At 43.2% G+C, this 26362-nt stretch carries 23 protein-coding genes; 3 read left to right on the top strand and 20 right to left on the bottom strand.

What is annotated here, in order from left to right; genetic code table 11:
• Positions 1-3: 3 nt before the first annotated feature.
• The 3 genes from CIK88_RS09880 to CIK88_RS09870 all read right to left on the bottom strand — a co-directional run bounded on the left by CIK88_RS09880 (position 4) and on the right by CIK88_RS09870 (position 2631).
• Positions 4-1161, bottom strand: coding sequence for a glycosyltransferase family 4 protein (locus tag CIK88_RS09880; protein ID WP_094436190.1), 1158 nt, complete (start codon positions 1159-1161; stop codon positions 4-6).
• A 133-nt stretch (positions 1162-1294) separates the two neighbouring features.
• Positions 1295-1831: a 30S ribosomal protein S16 gene (locus CIK88_RS09875; RefSeq protein ID WP_094389916.1), complete on the bottom strand. Its 537-nt coding sequence runs from the start codon at positions 1829-1831 to the stop codon at positions 1295-1297.
• Positions 1832-1992: 161 nt separating this feature from the next.
• Entirely contained in the window at positions 1993-2631 is a 639-nt protein-coding gene (locus CIK88_RS09870; protein ID WP_094436188.1) for a lipocalin-like domain-containing protein, read from the bottom strand.
• Positions 2632-2757: 126 nt separating this feature from the next.
• On the opposite strand from CIK88_RS09870, the gene CIK88_RS09865 reads away from it, so the two are divergent.
• Positions 2758-3648 carry a glycosyltransferase family 2 protein gene (locus CIK88_RS09865; protein WP_094436186.1) on the top strand — a complete coding sequence of 297 codons (891 nt, stop codon included), beginning with the start codon at positions 2758-2760 and terminating at the stop codon, positions 3646-3648.
• Positions 3649-3900: 252 nt separating this feature from the next.
• Here the strand turns inward: CIK88_RS09865 and CIK88_RS09860 are convergent, their stop codons facing one another.
• The 16 genes from CIK88_RS09860 to CIK88_RS09780 all read right to left on the bottom strand — a co-directional run bounded on the left by CIK88_RS09860 (position 3901) and on the right by CIK88_RS09780 (position 21925).
• Positions 3901-5097, bottom strand: coding sequence for a uracil-xanthine permease family protein (locus tag CIK88_RS09860; protein WP_094436184.1), 1197 nt, complete (start codon positions 5095-5097; stop codon positions 3901-3903).
• A 201-nt stretch (positions 5098-5298) separates the two neighbouring features.
• The gene (locus tag CIK88_RS09855; protein ID WP_094436182.1) at positions 5299-5856 is read right to left on the bottom strand and encodes a DUF3256 family protein; all 558 of its coding nucleotides are present in this window, start codon (positions 5854-5856) and stop codon (positions 5299-5301) included.
• A 24-nt stretch (positions 5857-5880) separates the two neighbouring features.
• Entirely contained in the window at positions 5881-7191 is a 1311-nt protein-coding gene (locus CIK88_RS09850) for a phenylacetate--CoA ligase family protein (protein WP_094436180.1), read from the bottom strand.
• A 20-nt stretch (positions 7192-7211) separates the two neighbouring features.
• Positions 7212-7856, bottom strand: coding sequence for an ATP-binding cassette domain-containing protein (locus CIK88_RS09845; protein WP_094436178.1), 645 nt, complete (start codon positions 7854-7856; stop codon positions 7212-7214).
• A gap of 2 nt (positions 7857-7858) precedes the next feature.
• On the bottom strand, positions 7859-8590 hold the full coding sequence (locus tag CIK88_RS09840; RefSeq protein WP_094436176.1) for a 16S rRNA (uracil(1498)-N(3))-methyltransferase: 732 nt from the start codon (positions 8588-8590) through the stop codon (positions 7859-7861).
• A gap of 17 nt (positions 8591-8607) precedes the next feature.
• Positions 8608-9903 (bottom strand): MFS transporter, encoded by a 1296-nt coding sequence (locus tag CIK88_RS09835; RefSeq protein ID WP_094436174.1) that lies wholly within the window; start codon positions 9901-9903, stop codon positions 8608-8610.
• A 65-nt stretch (positions 9904-9968) separates the two neighbouring features.
• Complete coding sequence (locus CIK88_RS09830; RefSeq protein ID WP_094389908.1) at positions 9969-10937, bottom strand: DUF4296 domain-containing protein; 969 nt, start codon at positions 10935-10937, stop codon at positions 9969-9971.
• Between the two features lie 40 nt (positions 10938-10977).
• The gene (locus tag CIK88_RS09825) at positions 10978-11610 is read right to left on the bottom strand and encodes a lipoprotein signal peptidase (protein ID WP_173815661.1); all 633 of its coding nucleotides are present in this window, start codon (positions 11608-11610) and stop codon (positions 10978-10980) included.
• Between the two features lie 4 nt (positions 11611-11614).
• On the bottom strand, positions 11615-11998 hold the full coding sequence (locus CIK88_RS09820) for a molecular chaperone DnaK (RefSeq protein ID WP_094389907.1): 384 nt from the start codon (positions 11996-11998) through the stop codon (positions 11615-11617).
• Between the two features lie 27 nt (positions 11999-12025).
• Entirely contained in the window at positions 12026-15460 is a 3435-nt protein-coding gene (gene ileS / locus CIK88_RS09815) for an isoleucine--tRNA ligase (protein WP_094436172.1), read from the bottom strand.
• Between the two features lie 87 nt (positions 15461-15547).
• Positions 15548-16126: a YigZ family protein gene (locus tag CIK88_RS09810; protein ID WP_094389905.1), complete on the bottom strand. Its 579-nt coding sequence runs from the start codon at positions 16124-16126 to the stop codon at positions 15548-15550.
• A gap of 49 nt (positions 16127-16175) precedes the next feature.
• Positions 16176-17423 carry a DUF1015 domain-containing protein gene (locus CIK88_RS09805; RefSeq protein WP_094389904.1) on the bottom strand — a complete coding sequence of 416 codons (1248 nt, stop codon included), beginning with the start codon at positions 17421-17423 and terminating at the stop codon, positions 16176-16178.
• Between the two features lie 347 nt (positions 17424-17770).
• Positions 17771-18688, bottom strand: a complete 918-nt coding sequence (locus tag CIK88_RS09795; RefSeq protein WP_094389903.1) for an NAD(P)-dependent oxidoreductase — start codon at positions 18686-18688, stop codon at positions 17771-17773.
• 11 nt (positions 18689-18699) lie between these two features.
• Complete coding sequence (gene serC / locus CIK88_RS09790) at positions 18700-19767, bottom strand: 3-phosphoserine/phosphohydroxythreonine transaminase (protein ID WP_094436168.1); 1068 nt, start codon at positions 19765-19767, stop codon at positions 18700-18702.
• Positions 19768-19928: 161 nt separating this feature from the next.
• Positions 19929-21248 carry a DEAD/DEAH box helicase gene (locus CIK88_RS09785; protein WP_094436204.1) on the bottom strand — a complete coding sequence of 440 codons (1320 nt, stop codon included), beginning with the start codon at positions 21246-21248 and terminating at the stop codon, positions 19929-19931.
• Between the two features lie 59 nt (positions 21249-21307).
• Complete coding sequence (locus CIK88_RS09780) at positions 21308-21925, bottom strand: OmpH family outer membrane protein (RefSeq protein WP_094389901.1); 618 nt, start codon at positions 21923-21925, stop codon at positions 21308-21310.
• 306 nt (positions 21926-22231) lie between these two features.
• Between CIK88_RS09780 and CIK88_RS09770 the strand changes: the two genes are divergently transcribed.
• The gene (locus CIK88_RS09770; RefSeq protein ID WP_094389899.1) at positions 22232-23692 is read left to right on the top strand and encodes an aminoacyl-histidine dipeptidase; all 1461 of its coding nucleotides are present in this window, start codon (positions 22232-22234) and stop codon (positions 23690-23692) included.
• A complete protein-coding gene (locus CIK88_RS09765) occupies positions 23689-24063 on the top strand; it encodes a hypothetical protein (RefSeq protein ID WP_094436166.1) in 375 nt (124 codons plus the stop codon). Before CIK88_RS09770 ends, CIK88_RS09765 begins: the two co-directional genes overlap by 4 nt.
• Positions 24064-24090: 27 nt before the next feature.
• Here CIK88_RS09765 and CIK88_RS09760 read toward each other — a convergent pair whose 3' ends face one another.
• Complete coding sequence (locus CIK88_RS09760; protein WP_094436164.1) at positions 24091-26301, bottom strand: bifunctional (p)ppGpp synthetase/guanosine-3',5'-bis(diphosphate) 3'-pyrophosphohydrolase; 2211 nt, start codon at positions 26299-26301, stop codon at positions 24091-24093.
• Positions 26302-26362 lie beyond the last annotated feature (61 nt).

The following is a 26362-nucleotide window of genomic DNA, read 5'->3' as shown; positions in this document are numbered from 1 at the left end:
CGCTCATTGTCTCACTTGACGCTCTAACAGCGAGAAAAACAACTGTTGCAATTGGTTTCCGATGATATGTGGAGAATAACTTTCGGAAATGGCAGAAGAAATGTGTTCGGATGAAAAATGTTCACTGATTAAGCGAACCATTGCATGGCTCAACGAAACCGCATCTTCGGTAGGCACGGTCACACAACCATCATGCTGACGGACGCTCTGCGGAACAACATCGGTGGTAATGACGGGAATACCCGTACTCATAGCCTCCAACAAAACCAAGCCCTGTGATTCGCTACGAGTGGGAAGCACTAAAGCATCAGCCGAGTAAAGGATGTCGCGGACACCAATCTTATCTGTGGTTCCCACGAAACGCACATCTGGAATATTCGCATAAAGGCGGCGGCAAGAGGCAGAATCGGTATAAGGACCAACCAACGTCAGACTGGCATTCACCCCTTGACTCTTCAATCTCCGAAATGCTCCTGCTAAAATATCGTAACCCTTACGCGGAATGAAATTGCCTATGGCACAAAAACGAAACGTATCAGAAGGTTGACGTTTGGCATAATGAAAGAAGCGAGTGTCTATCATATTAGAAACGACCTGATGGGAGTAACGCTTACCAAAATACGGTGCGAGTTCATCCACTAACTCCTCGGAAACGACCACTACCCTATCCGCCTTTTCCAACGCTTCACGCAACAGGGGGATTTCCCATTGTCCCAGAGACGCTCTACGGAACTCTTCTTCATAAATCATGGAAGGAAGATGTTCGGTAATCACATAAGGGATGCGGTGGTGCTGCGCTATCAACATGGCGGCCCGACCTGCCCATTTCACGCAATGGGCATGGATGACGTCGGGATAACCATATTGACGGAAATACTCTTCTGACAATTTCAACACTCCTTTCAGCCATCTATCAACATTGGGACGCACCACCTTGGGGATTCCACGTTGAAAATCACGCCACACCTCTACCCCATCCATGGTTTCTACACCCATAGTATATGGGAGAAAGAGATAGTCTTTCCAACCTTTAGTAATACCAAGTTGAACGCGACTCAATATCCGAACTTCATGGCCGAGCTGCTGTAAAGCCTTGGACTGCTCAAGACAGAACTCGCCACCATAAGGAGGGAAGAATGATGGAATTTCAAGAATGTGCATAAAAAAAGGAAGATCGTAAGTTTGTTGGTAGTAATATAATAAGGAGAAAACCGCGTTGGAAATATATAGAACAAAAAAAGAGAACGGAATATTGCCATCCGTCCTCTCCTTTGTTTCGTTGTGTGAAGGGAAATTAAGCTTCAGCAGGAGCTTCTGTCTCTGCTTCAGCAGCAGCCTTTGCGGCCTCTTCCTCTGCCTTTGCAGCCTCAGCAGCAGCCTTCTTCTCAGCTACCTTCTTGGCCATTTCCTCATTCAGTTTCTTTTCTTGAGCGAGCTCCTGAGCAGCAGCCTCTTTCTTGGCTTTGACCTCGTCTTCACGAACCTTGTCGAGACCCTTCTGCTTGTCAGCCTTCCATGCGTCGAACTTCTTCTGAGCAGCAGCCTCGTCGAAAGCGCCCTTCTTAATACCACCACGGAGGTGCTTCATCAGGTAAACGCCCTCACCGCTAAGGATGTTGCGAACGGTATCGGTGGGCTGTGCGCCTGCCTCTACCCAGTAAAGTGCGCGTTCGAAATTCAAATCTACTGTGGCAGGATTGGTGTTAGGGTTGAAAGTTCCAATCTTCTCAGTAAATTTACCATCACGTGGTGCTCTTGCGTCTGCGATTACGATGCTATAGAAAGCATAGCTCTTACGACCGCGACGTTGCAATCTGATTTTTGTTGCCATTGTTTTAAATAACTTTTAATGTTTAATAATTGAATTTCGTGCTACTATCTCGTAATAGCGGATGCAAAGGTACTGCTATTTTTCGGAATATCAGCGTTTTTTGAAAAGTTTTATCCTTTTGTTTTCGTTTTTTTAACCAATTACGGGTATTACGCCGCATTTTACTTCTTTTTCATCGTCACACCGACTTCCATTCCATTCACATTTTTCATCAATTTGGAAACGGTCTGGAGGTTTGCGTTACCCGACTTGGAACCAAATGCCTTGAAGAGATTGAGCAACTTGGTTGAGTTTGCAACAAACATGAGTTTCTTGCCTTCCAACTGAGTGGTGATGCTGACTGACTTAACACCCAACGTGGTAAGCTGCAACTTGGAGTCCTTGACACTCCATTTTCCTTGGGTGGTCTTTCCCTTTAATGTTGAAGTGAAAGTACCATCTTGTTTGAAAGTCATCGTCATTGCACCTGGTTTGATGCCTACGGTTGTCAGTTTGGTCTGAAGAATACTTTCCATCTTGTTGGCCGCAATCTTGGCCGCAGCATTCGTCAACACATTGTCTGATTTAAGAACGATGGCTGGTTCTTCATAAACCCATGTTCCGACAATATTTGCTGCACTGGCCTGTTTATTACCTGAGAAGATAGCAGTAAGATTAGAAATAAGATTCGAACCTCCGCTACTGGTGGTATTATTGCCAAGTACGCCATCAAGTACGCCACTGATTGACTGTGCATTTGCGATTGCACACATCATGAGCATGAAGCCCATAATAACTGATTTCAAAGAAAACTTTTTCATTGTTCTTATGCCTATATTATTAATATATTATTAAAATGTCGCGCAAAAGTACTATAATTCAAGAAAAATGCAAAATAATATCGACAAAATTTCACCATACAAACATTTTTTACTACTTTTGCAATCATGTACAAGCAAGGATTATCCATACTTATACCTGTATTCAACAGAAACTGCTGTGCGTTGGTCCAAGAACTACACGTTCAAGCTGTCAATTGTGGCATCGACTTCGAAATTATCGTTGTCGAAGATGGTTCTACCAATCCCAAATACGTTGATCAGAACAGACCAGTGGCAGCAATCGACCATGTGCGTTATATCATCCATGAAGAAAACATGGGGCGCGCAATCATCCGCAACTGGTTGGCAGACAAGGCAGAATATGACACATTACTATTTCTTGACTGCGATGTGGACATCCTTGACCCAGACTATCTGAAACGCTATCTTGACAACAAGGCTTCGGTGGTTTGTGGTGGCTTATGCATTGGTGGAGATGCAAATAAACTGCGTCACAGTTTGCGCTACCATTACGAGAAAACGCATGAGAAAGAATATACTGCAAAACAACGGAAACGCAACCCATACAAGAATTTCAGAACCACCAATTTTCTCATCGAACACAAAGTAATGGAAGGTTGCCGTTTTGATGAACGCTTTCGCCAATACGGCTACGAGGATGTGATTTTCGGAAAGACATTGAAACAAAACGGAATCATCATCTCACACATTGAGAATCCTGTATATCTCACCCGTTTTGAATCAAACACTTATTTCATGATCAAGACGGAAGAAGCTATGCATACTTTGTATAAATTCCGTAAAGACATTGTCCCCTACTCTCGGTTACTCCAGCATGTGGAAGTTCTTAAGAAGATTGGACTCTTGCCTGTTTTACGCTTAATATATAGAAGTTCCATCGGCTATTATCTCATGCGCAACCTAAATGGCGAGAGACCTGTCTCACAACTGTACAATCTATACAAACTCATGTTCTTCGCATCATTGAAACCATAATATCGAAGGGGAAATTTCATTCTTCGTTTGCTATTCTTTCTACTCATAAGGACGGAAGAATGGACGCAATGTAAATTGAACAACAATATTTTTGGGATTAGTTATGCCCTTTGTTGTTTTATTGCCTATTTAGAATTATGCCGAGCATACCTATAAAAATCCGCAACACCTAAATTAGGCATTGCGGATTAGTATTTATATCGTTGGGAACTTCGTTAATAATTTCAGGGGACCATTGATATTGGTGAGTTTTCACTCAGCTTTCTTGTCTGGAAGAATCAAATTCAACACTACACCAACAACTGCTGAGAGGCCAATGCCAGAAATGGTAAATGAACCTGACGAGAGCACTGCCCCACCCAATCCCATGGTCAACATGACAGACATGATGATGACATTGCGCGTTTTGTTTAAATCAACCTTATTATGCATCAGATTCTGAACACCAACACTTGCAATCGTTCCAAACAGAAGAAGCATGATGCCGCCCAAAACAGCCTGAGGAATACTCTGAAGCAATGCACTAAGTTTGCCTACAATAGAAAAGCAGATGGCTGTGGCTGCTGCAATCCGGATAACAACCGGACTGGTGACTTTTGTGATAGACATTGCACCAGTCACTTCAGAATAGGTTGTTTCGGGAGGACCACCAAGTACGGCAGATGCCAAACAGGCAACTCCATCTCCCAGCATTGTCCGATGAAGGCCTGGCTCCTTGACAAAATCCTTGTCAGCAACCGCACTTACAACGTAAACATCTCCAATGTGCTCAAGAACCGGAGCTATTGCCACTGGCAACATATAGATGAAAGGTCCCCAAGAGAAATGACTCAACGTGTCAAACGATACAGGGCAGGATATCCAAGGCGCAGCGATTACTCCAGAGAAATCGACCTCACCCATTGTAATGGCCAACACATAACCAACTACCACACCTGTTATAATAGGAACAAGTTTCATAAGTCCACGGCAAAAGGTCAAAACGAGAATAGCTGTGATAAGCGCAGCAAAAGCCAAGATCCAATTGGTCTTTGCCATATTCACAGCACTTCCTGATAACGACAGACCTATCAGAATAATAGCAGGCCCAATGACAATAGGAGGAAAGATACGGTCAAGAAGACGTTTTCCTTGCCACTTGACAAGAGCACTCATCACAAAATAGACTAATGATACACTGGTTAGTCCCGCTATTGTCCCTGGAAGCCCCCACTGTTTGGAAGCAGCGATAATTGGGGCAATAAAAGCAAATGAACTTCCCAGAAAAATCGGGACTTTCCCTTTGGTAAGAAAATGAAAGAGAAATGTTCCCAGACCTGCGGTAAATAAAGCCGTTGCAGGATCAATGCCAATCAGTAGTGGCACAAGAACAGTTGCACCGAAAGCCACAAAGAGAAATTGTACGCCTACGATGGTTTTCTTAACTGTCGATAGTTGTTCTGTTTCCATAATAGTTATTATTAGTATTGAATGATTTAATCAAGATTGTAGTAATTGGTTTTAAGGTATGATACATTTCAAAAAAAATTGCTTGTCTCACGACAAGCAATTTTCAATTAACCTTAATAATCTAATACCATGAAAAACACGTTGCAAATATAGACGTTTTTTTTTATACCCGCAAGAGTTTTCGTATATTTCTTTAAAATTTTAACTTTCATTAAACCTTTTGCCATTCCACTTCAACATCACAGCTATTTCTTTTTCATTTTTTTGTCCTTCCATAGCAACAGGATTAAGAGCCTGAGAATATATTATCTGCAAATCGGAATTATCTGGAGAAACAAATGAGGCCACATACATCTGTTGAGGAAGAGTGATCAACTGGCTGGATGGAATCGGTTCCCAACTGGCCTTATAAAATGTTACATTACTTTCTGGAGCATCTTTTCCATAAGTAGCTACCAAACAGATGATACTGTCTCCATCTGCCAACAGCAAGCGGACATCATACCGCAAGGTTTCACTTATTTGCAAAGAGAATGCTTTATCGTTAAGCATCAGCAATTCGCTATGTCCATCCAACAGATTATCTACACGAGCTTTCATTTTCGATTCTATGAAATCCACCATGTCAAGTCTGTTGTTTTCTGTCAATTCAGGTGTTAACGATTTCGGCATGCTGAGAAATACATCTTTCATCGTATTTTGTGCCTCAGCTGCGAAAGTCGTCAATATCAATATTCCAAGGATTATTATCTTTCTCATGTTCGGTTCATTTTTATCCCTGTCTTATCCACGTCCGGGACGAAGATCTTTTACACGCACCGCCTTACCTTCACTCTGCGGAAGAGACCCCTTCTTTACCAAACGTACACGAGGCGTAAGAAGTATTTCGTCTTTCAATGCACGCTGAATGTCTTTGGTCATTCTCTGAAGTTCGGGATAGACGTCTGTATTCAATCCATCGAGTTCCACATCAACAGTCATTACATCATTATCGCCTTCTGAATCAAGCGTAATAAGATAATTGCTTCCCAAACCGGGATATTTGACAAGTATCTTTTCCACTTGCATGGGGAACACATTAACTCCCTTAATGATGAACATGTCATCTGTACGACCTTTGATACGGTCAATGCGTCTATGAGTGCGTCCGCACGGGCAATCGCCAGGCAGAATACGAGTCAAATCATGAGTGCGATAACGCAAAATGGGCATCATAGTACGGTCGAGAGTGGTAAGAACCATTTCTCCGATTTCTCCATCAGGAACGGGTTCTAAAGTATCGGGATCTATGATTTCCAAGATGTAGTTATCTTCCCAGAGGTGCATACCGTTTTGTTCCTGACACTCAAAAGCTACACCAGGACCATTCATCTCGGTCATTCCAAAAGAATTATAGGCTTTCACCCCCAACAATCGCTCGATGCGACGTCGTTGCTCATCTGTATGTGGCTCTGCCCCTATAAACAGAGTATGCAACTTTGTGCTTCGTGGATCTATACCTTCTTCATGAAAAACTTCCGCAAGACGAATGGCATAAGACGGAATGGCATGAAGACAAGTAGTGCCAAAATCACGGATGAACATAATCTGACGCTTAGAGTTACCAGCAGCAGCAGGTACCGTAGTGGCTCCAAGTTTTTCTGCACCATACTGGAAACCTAATCCGCCAGTAAACATGCCGTAGCCACTGGAATTTTGGAAGACATCAGTATCTCTGCAACCAACCATATACATACTACGAGCAATCATATTTGCCCATGACTCTATATCATGGCGAGAATATGTCACAACTGTCGGATTTCCTGTTGTACCACTGGAAGAATGGATGCGGATTGCATCTTTCATATTGCCTCCAACAAGTCCGAAAGGATAGTTTTCGCGCAAGTCCTGTTTAGTGGTAAAAGGCAAGCGTCTTACATCATCAATGGTCTTGATAGTATCTGATGTAATACCTCGTTCGCCCAACACCCGTTTGTAAAAGGGGGATTGAAGGCATATGTCAATAGTTCGACGGAGTTTTTCTACCTGAAGTGCCTCTAATTGCTGACGGGGCATGGTCTCAAGCTCCGGTTGCCAGTATTCTACGTTTTTCATTTTTGCTCTGTATTTATGTTTTATAGTTTTAATGTTTTATCATAATCAAATGGAAGATCGCGACCTATACTTGTTACTATAAGACCAGATCCATTTTTATCTATTATCTCTCTGATGATATGAGCCATTTCATAGGAATTCGTGTCATCAAGGTGAGAAATGGGTTCGTCAGCTACGAGAAAATCAAAAGGCTGTACAAGAGAGCGCAGCAAGGCTACCCTTTGCTGTTGACCTTGTGAAAGTTGACCTGCCTTCACATCAAGTTTGTCAGAAAGTCCAAGCCGCGAAAACCAGTCTTTGACTTCAACCGCCGACGCTGAAGAAGTCAGGCGATTCTTTATCATTACGTTTTCATACGCAGTAAGTTCCGCGAAAAGGCGCATTTCCTGAAAGAGCATAGCGATATGACGTTGGCGAACTTCTACCCATTGCCTAATAGCATAAGATTTAATATCCGTCTTGTCGAAAAGAATCTGTCCTGTATAATCATTTCTATAACCCTGAAGATAACTACAGAACGTACTTTTACCACAGCCACTATCTGCTGCGACAAGGTATTTCTTGCCACGTTCAAAGGTTACCTGTGACTTCCACACTTCTGAATGCAAATCTGTAACCTCTGCAAACACCCATGGAGTCACTTGATTAAAAGAAATGCTATGCATGTCTAATCTGTTTTATAAGGTTTGCACAACTGAGCCATCATTACAGCAGACAATCCTGCTGTTTCCGTACGCAGACGACTCTTTCCCAAATGTACGGATTTGTATCCCTGACTGATAGCCTGTCGCACCTCTTCTATAGAGAAATCACCTTCAGGACCAACAAGTATGGTAACAGGTGTGTCTGCAGGCAGATGCTTCAATTCGTCAAAAAGATAAGTACGTTCGACTTCTTCATAGCAATGGGCAATAAACTTGTCACCAGGTCGTTCTGCAGCGACAAACTGGCTGAAAGATTGCATTTCATCAAGATTCGTTTTCCATGCCTTTCGGCTCTGTTTCATGGCCGAAATCACGATTTTTTCCATTCGTGGAAGTTTGATTTGCCGACGTTCCGAAAAGCGACAATCCAAAAATGAAATATCATCGACTCCCACTTCCACAGCTTTTTCCAACAACCATTCCATACGGTCAAGCATCTTTGTCGGTGCAATAGCCAAATGAATACGTCCACTCCAAGGACGCTGTTGTGGTAATGTCTCAAGGATGCGGTATAAGCAATGATGATTGGACGCAACAGAGACCTCCGCCTTATAGAAAGTTCCCTCTCCATCCATTAACATCATCTCATCGCCTGGTTGCAAACGCAACACCCGAACAGCATGTTGTGCTTCTTCGGATGGTAAGGCGTCGCACTCACCAGCCTTTGGAACATAGAAATATCGAACTTCTTTCATTCTTTTACATTTCGAATTTACAGATTCTTAGGTTTGAACAGAATGGCGAAAAGGATTCCCACCACAAGTGCATAACCCGCAAATATCAACCAACAAGTGCGCCAATCACCCATCAGATAACCATCTGGAGTGAACGCACAATAATGATTGATGATCTTACCTGCCAATAACGTACCAATGGTGGCACCAAGGCCATTCGTCATCAGCATAAACAGTCTTTGTGCAGAGGCGCGCACCTTGATGTCGCATTTCTGATCGACAAAAAGTCCGCCAGACACATTGAAGAAATCGAAAGCCACACCATATACAATACACGACAACACAAACAGGATAACTCCAGGGAAAGCAGGATTTCCCAATCCAAAGAATCCAAAGCGTAAAACCCATGCAAACATGGCAATGAGCATGACAATCTTGATACCATAACGTTTAAGGACAAACGGTATCAACAGGATGCAAAGTGCTTCGGCCACCTGGGATATTGACACCAACAGCGTTGCGTTGTTGGCAGCAAACGTATTTATCATGGCAGGATCACCTTTGAATGATGTAATAAATGGAGTTGCATAACCATTGGTAACCTGCAAAGACATGCCCAACATGGCGGAGAAAATGAAGAAAAGTGCCATCTGCTTGCTCTTGAATAACCGGAAAGCGTCAAGTCCCCATGCTTCAGAGAGCGATTGTTTTTCCTTCTTCACTAATTTGCACTCTGAGAATGTGAAACAATACAAGAAAAGTACCAAACTCATCAGGCCAGAAACCAAGAACTGGAAATGAGTATATTGGAACTTATTGTTGTTGTCACCCAAGACAAAGAGCAAGGATCCATTATCCCATGCAGCACAGTTCACAAGCCACATCATAACAATGAAACCAACTGTTCCAAACACGCGAATGGGTGGGAAATCTTTTACCGTATCAAGGCCATTGTTCTTCAATATTGTAAATGCCACCGTATTGGACAATGCCAAGGTAGGCATATAGAAAGCAACACTAAAGGTATAAACAGCCATAAACAGGGATTCATCTGGCTGACCAGCGGTCTGTCCCATCCAGAACAAACCACACATCGAAACTCCTGCAAGAAGATGACACAAACCCAACAGACGTTGAGGCTGGATATATTTGTCAGCCACAATACCTATAAGTGTAGGCATAAAGATTGAGACAACACCTTGAATGGCATAGAACCATGAGATTTCTGCTCCCATACCCGCTTTACCAAGATAATTGCCCATAGATGTGAGGTATGCTCCCCAAACGGCCAACTCTATGAAGTTCATCAGTGCCAAACGTACTTTGATGTTCATATTGTTCTGTTTTATTTTATGTTATTGGTTTGTTATCATCCCAAAGGGTTGGTCTGCCCTGTGCGTCATTTCTTACTTCCAGACGTTTGGGCACCCATTCCGTGTATGGGTATTCTTTGTTTAACGGGAATACTTCGCGTATGATTCCGTTTTGTATCATTACGACCTGCCGTGTCAGCAGACAATGGTCTGGCATCTTTAATTCTAAGCATGCTATCCTTCTTGGTTTCATCTTTAATAGGTTCTACAGATAATGGTTTGTCGTTTTGTTCTTCTTTTCTCTGATGGAATCGAATCAGTTGCAAGTCGTTAATAAACATCATACGACGTACATTGCGATCTTGATGGTCTGAAGCAAGATAAACAAAGCCTGTCATTTCCTTCAATCGATAGTCACGATTGACAGGAACACGAATTTGTGAAAGTCCAGACATCGTGATATGATAAACGGTCTGTACGATACTGTCGCCTTCATATGTAGATAAGAGGCACACTACAGCATCACGAGAGCCCGCCTCGTAGATGTAATCGGAGTTAAACTGGAACATGAAACTGTCACCTTTATGATAACTGGAATCTGCTTTCAGGGAGAAGTCAAAACGATTGGCTGTGGGCAATGGCATTAACATCACTTCCGAAGGACCGCGCCAAACATTGGCAGTATCACCTGTTGTACCATAAGTAGAAAGTCCGAAAGAGCCACTTGTCACACCAAGGGCAGAAGCTTCGTTATTGAGACGTTCACTAACATTCTGGTATATTTTCTTCAGTCTCTCAGCATGAGAGTAATAGTACACCAATGAAGAGTCAAATTCAGCTTCGGTAACCTGATATTTACGTAAAACAGCTTGAAAATAGCCATTCTCATCATACGGTAGGCTGTTCTTTTGTCCTTCACGCCCCATAGCTTGAGCAACATGGTAATCATAAAGGATGTCTTCCATGTCGCTGGGTTGAATATAGTCAGCCGGTACTGTGGGTTTGCAGGAGAACGTAACTGACAGAAGCAGAATTATGACTATTATATGTTTCATATTCACGTTTTTTAGAGCGCATACCTCGTTGCGCCAATTTTCATTTGCTTCTTCTAAATTCAATCTCACCAATTTCTTTCCTATAGAAAAGCAACAACAGAACAGCACCTACTGAAATAGCCGCATCCGCAAAGTTAAAGACAGGGCTGAAGAAAACAAATGGATTTCCACCTACTCTTGGTATCCACTCAGGCCAGGTAGTAACGATAAGTGGGAAATAGAACATGTCAACCACCTTACCCATCAGAAACGGAGCATAGCCTGTTCCAAAGGGCACGAAGTATGAGACATAATAATTGGACGATGCGTTGAATATCAGACCATAGAACATCGAATCAAAAATATTTCCTGCCGCACCTGCCATTACCATGGACAAACAGGCAATATATCCCCAACGTGCATTCTTCTTAACCTGTCGAACAATATACCAGCCGAGTATGGCAACGGCAATGATACGAAAGATTGAAAGTATCAGTTTACTGCCAATCTCCATTCCATAAGCCATACCATTGTTTTCAATGAACACGATTTTAAACCACGAGAAGATTTCTATCTGCTCGTGGAGTGCCATATTCGTTTTGACCAATATCTTGATAATTTGGTCAATCAAGAGGATGGCGGTCACTATAAGTGCTGCCATCCATCCGCGTTTCATCTTAAGATTCGTTGCCATTTACCTATTTTTTGCCAGCCATTTTCGACTCAACACTTAAGGTGGCATGAGGAACGGCACGCAGGCGTTCTTTTGGTATGAGTTTTCCGGTAATCCGGTCTATACCATAAGTTTTGTTCTCAATACGAACCAATGCTGCCTTCAGTCCTTGAATGAACTTCTGCTGACGAGCTGCAAGCGAGATAATTTCTTCTTTCGACTGGGCAGCACTTCCTTCTTCAAGAGCCTTATATGTTGGTGATGTATCATCAACATCATTAGAGTCTTGATTCATCAGAACTCGCATCATCTGATCGTAATCACGTTTGGCCAATGCCAACTTTTCGTTGATAATCTGACGGAACTCTTCCAGTTCTTCATCTGTGTATCTGGTCTTTTCTGTTGCCATAATACTTAAATTTAGGATTTGTTATAATCAGGATTTTGTTACTTGTATATTCAGTTTGAAATCATCAAATTCCACTTCTATGCCATCATTGGGGCTGATAGTAATATCATCGGCGAGAACCTGTGTCTTGATATAATCACCAAATCCCTTAACAGCCTGCTCAATTTCTGCATTTGGTGCAAGAACGATTTGAATACGGTCTGTGATTTCCAAACCGCTATCCTTACGGATATTCTGCACACGGTTGATAATTTCACGAGCCATACCCTCTTGCTTGAGCTCATCGGTGAGTTCGACCTCAAGGGCAACGGTCAATGAACCCTCGTTAGCAACAAGCCATCCGGGAATATCTTCACTAATGATTTCTACGTCTGCCAGTTCGACATCAAGATTCTGTCCGTCAACCTGTATGGCAATAGTACCTTTATTCTCCAAATCAGCAATCTGCTCCTGAGAGAGTCCACTCATCTGTGCTGCAACACCTTTCATGAGTTTACCATACTTCTTACCCATTGTACGGAAATTGCATTTCACTTTCTTGACAAGGATACCTGCACCTTCAACAAAGTTAAGCTCCTTGACATTAACTTCATTAAGTATAAGATCTTTGACAGCCTCTATGTGACGCTTTTGTTCTGCAGTGGCAGGAATCATGATGCTCTGTAGCGGTTGACGTACCTTGATATTGACCTTACGACGCAAGGCAAGAACCATAGACGTAATCTGTTGTGCCATTTCCATTCTTGCTTCAAGGTCAGCGTCTATCAATGCTTCATCTGCAGTAGGATAAGCATCAAGGTGTACGCTGTCTTTCTCTCCACCAAGGTCACGATACAACTGATCAGAATAGAACGGTGCAAATGGAGCCAACAAGCGGCTTACAGTCATCAGACAGGTATAAAGAGTCTCGTAGGCTGAACGTTTGTCGTCACTCATTTCCTTACCCCAGAAACGTTTACGATTAAGACGTACGTACCAGTTGGAAAGGTCGTTGTTTACAAATGCATCTATTAGACGACCTGCACGTGTTGGATCATAGTTTTCGAGTTCTGCAGTTACTTTCTTAATCAATGTATTCAAGCAAGACAGAATCCAACGGTCAATTTCTGGACGTTTTGCAAAGTCTATCTGCTGCTGGCCTGGTTCAAAACCATCTACGTTTGCATACAAAGCAAAGAAGCTGTATGTATTGTAAAGTGTTCCAAAGAACTTGCGACGCACTTCATCCACTCCCTCTGGGTCAAACTTCAAGTTGTCCCAAGGTTCTGAATTGGTCATCATGTAAAGACGTACGGCATCTGTACCATATTTCTCTATCATATCGAAAGGATTCACCACATTGCCGACGTGTTTCGACATTTTGTTTCCTTTTGCGTCCAACACAAGACCTGATGATATTACATTCTTGAAAGCTACCGAATCGAAAATCATCGTAGCGATTGCATGCAGTGTGAAGAACCAACCACGTGTCTGATCGACTCCCTCGTTGATAAAGTCAGCGGGGAAAGCTTTCTTCTTATCAATAGCATCTTGATTTTCAAATGGATAGTGAATCTGTGCATAAGGCATAGAACCAGAATCGAACCAAACGTCGATCAAGTCTGCTTCACGCTTCATTGGCTTACCAGATTGGCTAACCAGAATAATATAATCAACGTAAGGACGGTGCAAGTCTATTTTGTCGTAGTTTTCCTGCGACATATTTCCTGGCACAAAGCCTTGGTCTTTCAATGGATTTGACTTCATGAAGCCTGCAGCCACTGATTTTTCTATTTCATTGTAGAGTTCTTCTACACTTCCGATACAGATTTCTTCTCCTTCTTCTGAACGCCAAATAGGCAAAGGAGTACCCCAGAAGCGTGAACGTGACAGGTTCCAGTCATTGAGGTTGTCAAGCCAGTTGCCAAAACGTCCACTTCCTGTTGATTCAGGTTGCCAGTTGATGGTTTTGTTAAGTTCGCTCATTCTCTCCTTGCAAGCCGAGCTACGGATAAACCAAGAATCGAGTGGATAATAAAGTACTGGTTTGTCGGTACGCCAACAATGTGGATAGCTATGGACATGTTTCTCAATTTTGAAAACCTTGCCAGCAGCTTTTAGGTCCATACAAATACTGATGTCGAGCGTTTCGTCTTTATCGGTAAGTGTGTCATCGTAGGCATTTTTGACATAACGACCACTATATTTACCCCACTCTTCCAGATTAACATACTTGCTAACAAAATCAGCATCGAGATCTTCAACCAAATAGTATTTACCTTCGAGATCGACTACAGGACGCTCTGCGCCTTTCTTATCGATCAAGACAATGGCAGGAACACCAGCTTTTTTGGCAACAAAAGCATCATCAGCACCAAAGTTTGGTGCAATATGTACGATACCTGTACCATCCTCAGTGGTCACATAATCACCAAGGATAACACGGAATGCGCCTTCACCGATTGGCGAAATCATGGGCAGCAACTGCTCATAATGAATATTCTCGAGATCGGTTCCTTTATAATGTTCTACAACACGCCAAGGAATAATTTTATCACCAGCCTTATACGCTTCAAAATCAGCATTTTTACCTTCTTGCTTAAAGTATGCGTTCAAGCGTGCTTCTGCCATTACGACAGTAACGGGAGCTGCTGTATAGGGATTAAAGGTTTCAACAGCCACATAATCTATTTTAGGACCTACGCAGAGTGCTGAGTTAGCCGCAAGAGTCCAAGGCGTAGTTGTCCAAGCAAGGAAATAAAGCTCGCCCCATCCTTTTTGTTTGAGTGCATCAACGACAGCATTTCCTTCTGCCTCTTTGATTTTGAACATTCCTGTACAAGTAGTATCCTTTACATCACGATAGCAACCAGGTTGGTTCAACTCATGTGACGAGAGTCCCGTTCCTGCTGCTGGCGAATAAGGCTGTATAGTGTATCCCTTATAGAGAAGGTTCTTCTGGTAGAATTGCTTAAGAAGCCACCACAGGGTTTCAATATACTTATTGTCGTAAGTGATATAGGGATGGTCAAGATCCACAAAGTAACCCATACGTTCAGTAAGATCACGCCATTCTGCGGTGTACATCATCACATTTTCACGGCATTTACGGTTGTAATCTTCTGTAGAAATATAGCGTTCGCTCTCTTTATTATCAATATCTGCCTTAGTAATTCCGAGTTCTTTCTCCACTCCAAGCTCCACAGGCAGTCCATGAGTATCCCACCCTGCTTTACGATGTACTTGATAGCCCTGCATGGTCTTGTATCTATTGAAAGTATCTTTTATAGAACGGGCAAGTACGTGATGGATTCCAGGATGTCCGTTTGCTGAGGGAGGTCCCTCAAAGAATACGAATTGTGGGCATCCCTCTCGTTCGTCAATAGAGCGTAAGAAAACGTTCTTATCTTTCCACATCTGCAGGATATCATTGTTAACCTGCGTCAAGTTCAAACCGCCGTGTTCGGCGAATCTCTTTGCCATAGTTTTATTTTGTTTTTTTTGTTTCCTTTATTAAATAATGTGCAAAGGTAACTTTTTTTTCTGAAATATCCAAAATTATACGCTGTATTACAACAATTTCGCCAATCTGTCACGTAATTGTTGCGCCTCACTTTTACGGATAGCCATACGGATGACACAGGTATTATCATATGTTTGTGAAATAATACGTGGATTCATATCTTTGACTATACGCATTACATCGTTCATTTGTGGATAGGTAAAGGTATAGCTGACTTCTTCTTCCACCTGTCGCAACTCCATCTTCGCATGCGCCAAAGCATCTGCTGCTGCTTCACGGTAAGCCACAATAAGTCCTGAAGTTCCGAGATTGACACCGCCATAATATCTAACGACAACAATAAGGATATCTGTCAGTTCGTTTGAATTGATTTGTCCCAAGATAGGTTTTCCTGCTGTACTACTTGGTTCGCCATCATCATTTGCACGAAAATCAGCACGTTCGGCACCAAGCATATACGCATAACAAACATGGCGAGCATCGTAGTACTTTTTTCGATACCCTGCCAAGATAAGTTTTATTTCATCATGATTTTCCACATGATGAGCGAAAGCGAGGAACTTGCTCCGTTTTTCGGTGTAGTATCCCTCGCTTGTCGCTGATATTGTTTTAAATTCGTCAGTCATCTAACGTTTTTCAAGGACGTCCCAAAAGACGCCATTATTAACCGTATGTTTATGACAGTTTATGGATTACAAGTCCTGAGCGCAATTTTGGTTCAAACCAAGTTGCCTTTGGCGGCATAATTTTTCCACTATCGGCAATATCCATGATTTGCTGCATTGTTACAGGATAAAGTGCTAAAGCTGCACGCATTTCTCCACTGTCAACACGGCGTTTGAGCTCACCAAGTCCACGAAGGCCCCCCACAAAGTCAATACGCTTAGAAGAACGGAGGTCACCAATGTTGAGAATCTCGTCGAGAATCAAACGACTGGAGATATCCACATCAAGCACCCCGATTGGGTCAGTATTGTCGTAAGTACCCTCTTTTGCTGTCAAAGCAAACCAGTGTCCGTCAAGATAGAGTGAGAATTCATGCAAACGTTGCGGTTTGTAGATTTCTTCTCCTTTGTCTTCAACGATGAAATTAACCTGTAAGGCAGCAAGAAACTCTTCCGAAGTCAATCCATTGAGATCTTTAACAACTCGGTTGTAATCAAGGATGGTGAGTTGGCTGGCTTGGAAACAAACAGCCATAAAATAATTATACTCTTCAGTTCCTTTGTGGTTAGGATTCTGCTTTTGCTTCTCAGCTCCCACAAGTGCAGCAGCCGCAGAGCGGTGGTGACCGTCAGCAATATAAAGGCTGGGCATCTTGGCAAATTCCTCGGTGATGGTCTGAATATCAGCCTCATCAGCAATTACCCAGAACTGATGTCGGAATCCGTCTATCGGAGCTATGAAATCATATTCAGGCTCTGTTGCTGCGTAGCGTGCAATAAGTTTATCGAGCACATCATTGTCTGGATATGCAAAGAACACCGGTTCAATATTAGCATCGTTGACACGTACATGCTTCATACGATCCTCTTCCTTATCTCGACGGGTCAGTTCATGTTTCTTGATATTGCCATTTATGTAGTCATCTACATAAGCACCAACGACAAGACCATATTGAGTTTTGCCGTTCATAGTCTGAGCATAGATATAATAGTGTTCATCGGCATCTTGCACAAGCCATCCCTTATCTTGGAACTTCTTGAAGTTTTCTGCAGCCTTTTCATAAACACGCGGATCATACTCTGAAGTACCTACAGGAAAATCAATTTCCGGTTTGATAATATGGTAAAGACTCTTCTCATTGTCTCCTGCTTCAGCACGTGCTTCTTCAGAATCGAGAACATCGTACGGACGACTCTCCACTTGTTCTACAAGTTCTTTGGGAGGGCGTACACCCTTGAACGGTTTGATTGTTGCCATAGTTGTTTTTGTTTTTGAGTAATACTTGATGCAAAAGTACACAAAAGATACGAGAATGCAAAATGTTTCGCATCATTTCTCTTGTTTATCCGAGCTTTATATCAGGAGTTTCTATTTTGTTGCTATTTTTTCGTATTGCATACTGTACACCAAACATTATTTACCAGTTTACAAAAAAAGAAAAAGAAATAACCTAAAACAAAAAAAAGAGCCGCCAGAAGCCTCAAAAGCCTCACGCCAGATTGCCCTTATTCTTGAGTTAGCTATGTCCGATAAAAGACAAAAAAGAACCATCGTGACATACGGCTGAAACCACATATCACGATGGTAATATCAGTTTAGAAAAATTATTTGTTTACCTGGAATTTTGTGCAACCATCCTTAAAGAATGCATTGATTTGCTTTGCAGCAGCAATACCAGCATTGATATTAGCCTCAGCAGTCTGTGCACCCATTTTTTTCGGAGTAGAGAAGTAACGACCTTCAAATTTACGGAATTCCGCATCAGCTTCAGGCATAATGTCTGTTACATATTTCAGGTCTTCTCTTTCTGCCATGAGTTTCAAGAGTTCGGGTTCGTTGATAACTTCCTTACGAGCTGTATTTACGAGCACGCCACCCTTCTTCAGTTTGTTTACCAATGCATAATTAATGCTCTGCTTGGTTTCCGGAGTAGCAGGAATGTGCAACGAAACAACATCGCAAGTTTCAAAGAGAGCATCCTGATTGGCTACTGCATGCACGCCAGCCTGTTCAATGACTTCTGCTGGGCAGAAAGCATCATAGGCATAAACATCCATTCCAAATCCTTTGGCGATACGGGCTACGTTACGACCAACGTTACCAAAAGCCAGTATACCGAGTTTCTTACCAAACAGTTCCGAACCGCTCTTACCGTTGTAGAAACCACGAACAGCCATTACCAACATTCCAAATACAAGTTCAGCAACTGCATTTGAGTTTTGGCCTGGTGTATTCTCAGCCACTACCTGATGAGCTGTGGCAGCTGCAAGGTCAATATTATCATAACCAGCTCCTGCACGAACCACAATTTTCAATTGTTTTGCCGCATCAAGCACCTCTGCATCAACCTTATCAGAACGGATAATCATTGCATCGGCATCTTTCACTGCATCAAGCAATTGCGCTTTTTCTGTATATTTCTCCAGCAACACGAGTTCGTTGCCGGCAGCCTCTACTTCGGCCTTGATACCATTGACAGCAGCTGCTGCAAATGGTTTTTCTGTTGCTACTAATACTTTCATTGTTGTCAGAATTAATGTTTAGCTTCAAATTCTTTCATACAAGCTACAAGAGCCTCGCAACCTTCAATGGTCTGAGCATTGTAGCATGATGCACGGAAACCTCCTACAGAACGGTGTCCCTTCACACCTACCATACCCTTAGATACAGCGAAGTCAAGGAATTCTTTCTCCAGTTCTTTATACTCGTCGTTCATTACGAAACAGATATTCATCAGCGAGCGATCCTCTGTTGCTGCAGTTCCACGGAACAACTTGTTGCGGTCGATTTCTCCGTAAACGATTTCTGCGCGCTTCTGAGCCAGCTTATCCATTACCTCTACGCCGCCGTTTTTCTTAATCCAACGGAGAGTTTCAAGAGCAGAATAGATGGGGACCACAGGAGGAGTGTTAAACATAGACCCCTTTTCTACGTGTGTACGATAGTCAAGCATGGTAGGAATCTCACGAGGAGCTTTACCCAATTTCTCGTCTTTCACGATTACAATTGTTACACCAGCCATAGCCAGATTTTTCTGTGCTCCAGCGTAGATTGCATCATACTTCTTAACGTCAATAGGACGGCTGAAAATATCAGAAGACATGTCTGCAATTAAAGGTACATTTACATCCAGATCCTTACGCATCTCAGTACCATAGATGGTATTGTTGGTTGTAATATGGAGATAATCAACATCAGCGGGCACAGTCCAATCCTTTGGAATGAAAGTATAGTTGGCATCTGCTGAAGAAGCCACCTCTACTACTTCGCCAAACAATTTTGCTTCCTTCATGGCTTTCTTTGCCCAAACACCTGTGTTCAAATAAGCAGCCTTCTTAATAAGGAAGTTGTATGGAATCATACAAAACTCCAGCGAAGCACCACCGCCGAGGAAAATCACAGAATAGCCCTCTGGAACTTGCAGCAGCTCCTTGACAAGAGCCACAGCTTCATCCACTACAGGCTGGAAATCTTTGGCACGATGGCTGATCTCCATCAGAGAGAGACCTGAACCATTGAAGTCTAAACACTGTTGAGCGGTCTTTTCAATCACCTCACGTGGGAGCATTGAGGGACCGGCGTTAAAGTTGTACTTCTTCATTTTGATTGTGAATTTGAGTTAGTATTTATTTTATTATTCTGTCACTGTTTTGTTAGACAGCGCGAAGTTACACTTTTAATTTGAATTGGACAAATTTTTGCACAAAAATCAAGCATTTTTAGTTATTTTCTTACATTTTGCCACTCAGAAGTAGCAAATTTCTATCTTACAGGCTCTATTACCGTCTTAATTCCTTTAATTTTTTCGCCTTGGGTCTGACGCAGAACCTGATTCATTTTTGCCCGACTAACCGCCACATATGTATAACGGTCATTCACATCGATCTTGCCGATTTCAGCAGCTTCAAGTCCTCCCTTCTTGCAGAGGAATCCGACAATATCCCCACGGCTCACCTTATCTTTTTTTCCTTTACCTATATATATAGTAGCCATCCGAGGCACAGGCACGTTTTTTTTCTCGTTGCTCGGGACATACGACTCTACGTTTCCTTTCACATAGTCTGGAATATGTTCTTCAGGTCCAGTAATAAAGAATGCTTTGCCTTTCGCATCCCAACGGGCAGTACGCCCCACCCGATGAACATAACCTTCTTCGCTCTCTGGCATGTGATAATGAACGATATTGGCAATATCAGGAATATCAAGTCCACGCGAGGCAAGATCCGTACTTACCAACACATTAGCCGAACCGTTAGAGAATCGGTAGAGTGCAGCCTCACGCTCCTTTTGTTCCAACCCGCCATGGAAACAACTTGTAACAAATCCGTTGTTTTTCAAGAATCCATCCACACGTTCTACACTATCACGGTAATTAAGGAATACGATGGTACTACTATCTCCAAATCCCAGCAACAATTGCCGCAACGTTTCCAACTTATCTTTGACAGGACTCTTGACTTCGTAAAGTGTTACACGGTCCGAGGTTTGTTCCTGATTATCGAGGAAAGAGAGTGTATGGGCTTTCGCCAATGAAACAAAAGCAGGGATTTCTTCGGCATCTGTTGCAGACAATAAAATGCGGCGACGCAAACCTGGTAAAGATTGAATAAGCCGTTGCATTTCATCCTGAAATCCCATCTGCAAGCATTTGTCAAACTCATCTATAATGAGCCAACGCACACCATAGCGAGAGATATTTTCCTTACCAAGATGATCGTTCAGGCGTCCAGGTGTTCCAAATACCACTTGTGGCTTAACATCCTTCAGCATCCGGTGTTCTTCCATGGCAGTACGTCCCCCATAACAACTGGCAGAACGGATTCCACATCTCATACTTCGAAGCACCTGGTCAGACTGCAGGGCCAATTCTCGGCCAGGCACCACGACCAAGGCCTGCACGTCTTCCGATGAGCTATCGATCATCTGAACCAAAGGCAGAAGATATGCTAATGTCTTACCCGAACCTGTGGGCGAGAGCACTACCACATCATTTTTCTCGTGAAGGATAACTTCCCCCACCTGCTTTTGCATTTCGTTAGCCTCTTCGATATGCAATTCCCGGAATATCTTCTGAATGTCCATCTTGAGCATAAATCAAAACAGGCGTGCCACAACAAGACACGCCCATTTTAATCAGTTTATTATTTCTTATCTTCTTTCTTGTCAGCCTTTTTAAACGTTGACTTATAATGCTTATTCAAACCGTTTATCACGTCTTGCGTAATATCATAACGTTTTGCTGCGTACAGGATATTGTCACCCTGCTTGGTCAGAATAATATCGTATTTCTTATCCTTGTTGTAAGCGGCAAGGAAATGCTGCAAACTGTCTCGAAGACCGTCATTATAGGTTTGGGTCTCGTTGGCCAGTTCGTTTTCCAGGCGAGCCTGCAACTGTTGCAAGTCATTCTGTTGACGCTGAATGGCCAACTGCTGGCTTTCTGCCTGTTCTCGGCTTGCAAATCCATTATTGTTAAGTTTCTGCTGGAAATTGTTCATTGCATTCTGCAACTGCTGTCCCTTTTGATTAAGGGTATTGCGTGCGTTATTGCTTTTTTTCTGAAGCACAAGAGTGAAATCCTTGCAGAAATCATACTGTGTCATCAGAGAATCAACCTCAACGTAGGCGATTTTAATTCCTGACTCACTACCATTAGCTTCATTTGCAGGCTGCTCATCCATCTTTGGTGCAGCGTTATTACAAGAAGCGAGTGCAACAATGGCAGCAAAGGCCATTGTGCTGAAAACGTACTTTTTCATTGTTTTTTTCTATTTTTATTTTATTATTTTTCTATTCGCTCAGAAACTGCAAACCGACTTTTCCGACGCATTTCGCGATCTTGATCCATGACACAATGGATTCCCCGATCTTTCATGGCCTTACTGTCGTGAATATGTTGCGACTCAAAGCGGCCATTTTTCCGAAATATCAACTTCACACATAAAAAAGTGACGCTGATAGCAATTATTAACGCTGTCGATAGCAATATTTCAATCATTTTTCTTACTTTTGTCGCTGCAAAGTTAAACAAATAATTCTGAAATCCACAATAATAAACATTAATAATGAATAAAAGTGAGTTAAAACCTGCTGTTGTCTTCGAACAATTCGCGAAGATCAACGAAATTCCACGTCCATCAAAACGTGAAGAGAAAATGATTGAGTACTTGACTAACTGGGGTAAAAGCCATAGTCTGGACACTCATGTCGATGAAGTCGGCAACGTCATTATCCGCAAGGGAGCCACTCCTGGCTATGAAAACCGCAAGACGGTCGTACTGCAAAGCCACATGGACATGGTTTGCGATAAACTTGTCGATGTAGAGTTTGATTTCGACAAAGACCCCATCAAGACCTATATTGATGGCGAATGGCTTACTGCTGAGGGCACCACTCTTGGTGCCGACGACGGTATTGGTTGCGCCATTGAACTCGCCATTTTGGAGAGCAATGATATTGAGCATGGTCCAGTGGAGTGTGTCTTTACCCGTGATGAAGAGACTGGTCTGAGCGGCGCTGTGGGTATGAAGTCCGGATTCATGACAGGCGATTATCTCATCAATCTTGACTCAGAAGATGAGGGCGAGATTTTTGTATCATGCGCAGGTGGTCGCAACACCACAGTAAAATTCACCTTCAAGCGTGAAGCAGCTCCTGAGGGCAGCTTTTTCCTCCGCGCCCAAGTCAAGGGTTTGGTAGGCGGTCACTCTGGCGACGACATCAACAAGAAGCGTGCAAACGCTATTAAACTGTTGGGACGTTTTCTCTTTGCCGAGATGATGAAATACGAAGGCATCCGTTTGGCCCAGTTCAACTCCGGCAAACTTCACAATGCCATTCCCCGCGACGGTTCTTTTGTCATTGCCGTCCCCAATGCTTTGAAGGAGAACATCCGCGCAGACTGGAATATTTTTGCCAGCGATGTAGAAGACGAATTCCACGTGACCGACCCATCTATGGAATGGTTCATGGAATCTGCCGATGCCGAGCCTGTTATTGAGGAGCAGGTTGCTCGCAATTTCATCTATGCCGTACAAGCCGTTGACAATGGTATTTTAGCCATCTGCCAAGACGAGGCTTTGGGCGGTATGGTTGAAACCTCCAGCAACTTTGCCAGCGTTGCAACATCTGAAAACGAAATCAACATCGTCACCTCTCAACGTTCAAATGTAATGTCCAATCTCGACAACATGTGCAACACCGTAAGTGCAGCCTTCATGCTGGCAGGAGCCGAAGTACATACCGGTGACGGTTATCCTGCTTGGAAGATGCGTTCAGACAGCGACCTTCAGAAAATCGTCGTTGCATCGTATGAGAAGCTCTTCGGCAAGACACCTGTTGTACGCGGCATTCATGCAGGTTTGGAGTGTGGTCTTTTCTCTGAGCGTTATCCCAACCTCGACATGGTGAGCTTCGGTCCTACCCTGCGTTTTGTCCACACCCCCGACGAGCGTCTGTACATTCCTACCGTACAGATGGTATGGGATCATCTGCTTGATATACTGAAAAACATTCCTGCCAAATGATCAAGTCATTATCCATTACAATAGTCTCACTCGTGCTGTTACTCACATCTTGTGGGCAACAGCACGAGGCTGAGGCCTTGGTGGAGGACTTCATGGATAAGAACATGAAAGATGAGGTCAGCATCAATGCCCGTCGCTTCACAGACATTGACTCTACATTTCTACTTACCAACGACGTCATCCAGAAGATGCGCAACAAGGCGGCAGATGGAGGTCAACGCTACAAGAAGGGCATAAAATATGCGGATGGCAATCCCACCCGCAAATTATTCATCACCCGTGTGAAATATTATGTTGACACATTGGAATGTTCCGACACTTATTATCTCAACGCCGACCTGACACACATTGTGGCATTCAAAGAAAACTGAACCTTGTTTTCCAGGATGCTGTTTCGGTCAAATGCGTTCCACTTGCTTCACACCTTTCACGGTGCGAAGCTTTTTTATTAGTGCTTCCAACCGTGTCGTGTCGTCCAGCATGACCACCAGACTTCCACTAAAGAGACCATCGTGTGAGTCGATATTGATACCTCTCAACACCAGTTTCTCTTCACGCGAGATGATGTTGGTGAGATTGTTCACAATACCAATATCATCGTTTCCTATCACCCGAAGTGTAATGGTGTACTGCGAGGCCCCCTTTCCGCTCCATTTAGCTTTCACGATACGATATCCGAAACGTTTGCGCATCTCTGGTGCATTGGGGCAATCCTCCCTGTGAATCTTGATACCTCCTGTGACGGTTACAAAACCAAACACCTTGTCTCCATAAATCGGTTGACAACAGCGTGCAAGCTGATAATCCACTCCTTTGAGATTTCGGTCGATAACAAGCACGTCACTTTGTATGGCATCTTGATGCAGATGAGTATTGTCCAACACGAAGTCGGCAGCAGTCTGTGCCACATTATTTCCTGTGACAGGCTGTTCTCCCTGCTGGATTTCCACATATTTATCTATGACGGAGTTGACATCAAGCAACCCATCAGCAATCTGCTTGTAAAAGTCGCTAACCTCTTTGAATCCCAGTTTTTTGATGAGGTGCTGCATGGTAGAGTCTTCCAACTCCAGTTTTCTGTTTTTAAACTTTCTTTCCAGCATCTCCTTGGCAAAGAGTCCCTCTTTCACCTGGGTTTCTTTCAGCGCCAGTCTGATTTTCGATTTGGCCCTTGATGTTTTTACAATATTGAGCCACTCCTGTCTTGGTTTCTGATTCGTCGATGTGATGATTTCCACCTGGTCTCCGCTTCTCAGCTGCTGACGTATGGTCACCACCCTATTATTGATGCGTGCTCCAGTACATGCGTTTCCTATCTTAGAGTGTATGTGATAGGCGAAATCAAGAACTGTTGCCCCTTTCGGGAATTTATAGAGATCACCTTTCGGTGTAAAGACAAAGACTTCATCTTCGTAGAGATCCATTTTAAACTGGTCCATGGCCTCTACTCCGTCACTTGTCTCAAGCATCTTTCTGACATTCGTCAGCCATTCGTCGAGTCCGCTTTCCCCTTTTATTCCTTTGTATCTCCAGTGTGCCGCCACACCACGTTCCGCCACTTCATCCATGCGTTCGGTTCGAATCTGCACCTCCACCCATTTCTTGTCCGGTCCGAGCACGGTGATATGCAGACTTTCGTATCCGTTTGACTTCGGCACGCTCAGCCAGTCACGCAGTCTTTTGGGGTTTGGCTGATACATATCCGTCACGATCGAATAGACCTGCCAACAAAGCATTTTTTCCTTTTCGAGTGGTGAGTCAAGGATGACGCGTATGGCAAAGAGGTCATAAACACCCTCGAAGTCACATTGCTGTTTCTTCATTTTTTGCCAAATAGAATGTATGGATTTTGTGCGTCCTTTAATATGGAAGCTCATCCCCGCCTCTTTCAGTTTATCGCTGATAGGTTTGATGAAGTCAGCAATATACGCATCTCGTTTTTCTTTCGTTTCGTTGAGTTTTTCTCGAATATAATAATACGCATCGTGCTCAAGATATTTGAGCGACATGTCTTCGAGTTCACTTTTGAGTTTATAGAGACCGAGTTTATGTGCGAGTGGCGCATAGAGATATATGGCCTCTTCGCTGACTTCTCGTTGCAGTTCTTTATCCTGAGCGTCCCGTATTTGCCTCATGAGGTTCACTCTGTCGGCAATCATAATCAGTATGACGCGCATATCTTCCGCAAAGGACAGTAAGAGGTTTCTGAAGTTTTCTGTTTCTATCACAGGATTCTTCAGATAGAGTTCTTTGATACGTTTCAGTCCTCGTAGAATGCGGAACACGGCAGTCCCAAACTCTTTTTCTGTTTCTTCCGGTGTGATGAGTCCACACTCCACACACGGGTTGAGCAACACAGCGAGTACCGCATCGCGTTTCAGTCCTATTTCCTCTACTATCAGTTTAGCGGTCTGAAAGGCCAGCATTACGGGATTCAATCCAAACACGTCACGTTGCAGTTCCTTCGACTCTATCAGCCATGTGATTTTTTGCCGCATTTTCTCTTCATCACCCTCTTTGAGCGATGTAGCTATTTCTTTGCGCAACAAATTGTAGAGCGTCATTGACGTATCTTTCTCTTGTGTTGTGAAATCGATTTTGTCTCCCATAAGGCTAATCCTTTCTATTTGTTAACGTTATCCTTTTAGGCCTGACAACATTCTGTGCTCG

The sequence above is a fragment of the Prevotella sp. P5-50 genome, assembly GCF_002251295.1.
In the GTDB taxonomy this organism is placed as follows: Bacteria; Bacteroidota; Bacteroidia; order Bacteroidales; family Bacteroidaceae; genus Prevotella.
The sequence above is the reverse complement of the archived record's forward strand: the minus strand, read 5'-3'. Positions and strand labels throughout refer to the sequence as shown.

What these genes read in the sequence shown, in the direction of transcription:
- CIK88_RS09810 (WP_094389905.1), bottom strand. Translation starts at nt 16,126, where the DNA reads ATGACTGACGAATTTAAAACAATATCAGCGACAAGCGAGGGATACTAC.
- CIK88_RS09870 (WP_094436188.1), bottom strand. Translation starts at nt 2,631, where the DNA reads ATGAAAAAGTTTTCTTTGAAATCAGTTATTATGGGCTTCATGCTCATG.
- CIK88_RS09825 (WP_173815661.1), bottom strand. Translation starts at nt 11,610, where the DNA reads ATGGCAACGAATCTTAAGATGAAACGCGGATGGATGGCAGCACTTATA.
- CIK88_RS09785 (WP_094436204.1), bottom strand. Translation starts at nt 21,248, where the DNA reads ATGGACATTCAGAAGATATTCCGGGAATTGCATATCGAAGAGGCTAAC.
- serC (WP_094436168.1), bottom strand. Translation starts at nt 19,767, where the DNA reads ATGAAGAAGTACAACTTTAACGCCGGTCCCTCAATGCTCCCACGTGAG.
- CIK88_RS09805 (WP_094389904.1), bottom strand. Translation starts at nt 17,423, where the DNA reads ATGGCAACAATCAAACCGTTCAAGGGTGTACGCCCTCCCAAAGAACTT.
- CIK88_RS09860 (WP_094436184.1), bottom strand. Translation starts at nt 5,097, where the DNA reads ATGGAAACAGAACAACTATCGACAGTTAAGAAAACCATCGTAGGCGTA.
- CIK88_RS09865 (WP_094436186.1), top strand. Translation starts at nt 2,758, where the DNA reads ATGTACAAGCAAGGATTATCCATACTTATACCTGTATTCAACAGAAAC.
- CIK88_RS09765 (WP_094436166.1), top strand. Translation starts at nt 23,689, where the DNA reads ATGATCAAGTCATTATCCATTACAATAGTCTCACTCGTGCTGTTACTC.
- CIK88_RS09770 (WP_094389899.1), top strand. Translation starts at nt 22,232, where the DNA reads ATGAATAAAAGTGAGTTAAAACCTGCTGTTGTCTTCGAACAATTCGCG.
- CIK88_RS09875 (WP_094389916.1), bottom strand. Translation starts at nt 1,831, where the DNA reads ATGGCAACAAAAATCAGATTGCAACGTCGCGGTCGTAAGAGCTATGCT.
- CIK88_RS09840 (WP_094436176.1), bottom strand. Translation starts at nt 8,590, where the DNA reads ATGAAAGAAGTTCGATATTTCTATGTTCCAAAGGCTGGTGAGTGCGAC.
- CIK88_RS09760 (WP_094436164.1), bottom strand. Translation starts at nt 26,301, where the DNA reads ATGGGAGACAAAATCGATTTCACAACACAAGAGAAAGATACGTCAATG.
- CIK88_RS09880 (WP_094436190.1), bottom strand. Translation starts at nt 1,161, where the DNA reads ATGCACATTCTTGAAATTCCATCATTCTTCCCTCCTTATGGTGGCGAG.
- CIK88_RS09830 (WP_094389908.1), bottom strand. Translation starts at nt 10,937, where the DNA reads ATGAAACATATAATAGTCATAATTCTGCTTCTGTCAGTTACGTTCTCC.
- CIK88_RS09850 (WP_094436180.1), bottom strand. Translation starts at nt 7,191, where the DNA reads ATGAAAAACGTAGAATACTGGCAACCGGAGCTTGAGACCATGCCCCGT.
- CIK88_RS09795 (WP_094389903.1), bottom strand. Translation starts at nt 18,688, where the DNA reads ATGAAAGTATTAGTAGCAACAGAAAAACCATTTGCAGCAGCTGCTGTC.
- CIK88_RS09855 (WP_094436182.1), bottom strand. Translation starts at nt 5,856, where the DNA reads ATGAGAAAGATAATAATCCTTGGAATATTGATATTGACGACTTTCGCA.
- CIK88_RS09780 (WP_094389901.1), bottom strand. Translation starts at nt 21,925, where the DNA reads ATGAAAAAGTACGTTTTCAGCACAATGGCCTTTGCTGCCATTGTTGCA.
- ileS (WP_094436172.1), bottom strand. Translation starts at nt 15,460, where the DNA reads ATGGCAAAGAGATTCGCCGAACACGGCGGTTTGAACTTGACGCAGGTT.
- CIK88_RS09820 (WP_094389907.1), bottom strand. Translation starts at nt 11,998, where the DNA reads ATGGCAACAGAAAAGACCAGATACACAGATGAAGAACTGGAAGAGTTC.
- CIK88_RS09845 (WP_094436178.1), bottom strand. Translation starts at nt 7,856, where the DNA reads ATGCATAGCATTTCTTTTAATCAAGTGACTCCATGGGTGTTTGCAGAG.
- CIK88_RS09835 (WP_094436174.1), bottom strand. Translation starts at nt 9,903, where the DNA reads ATGAACATCAAAGTACGTTTGGCACTGATGAACTTCATAGAGTTGGCC.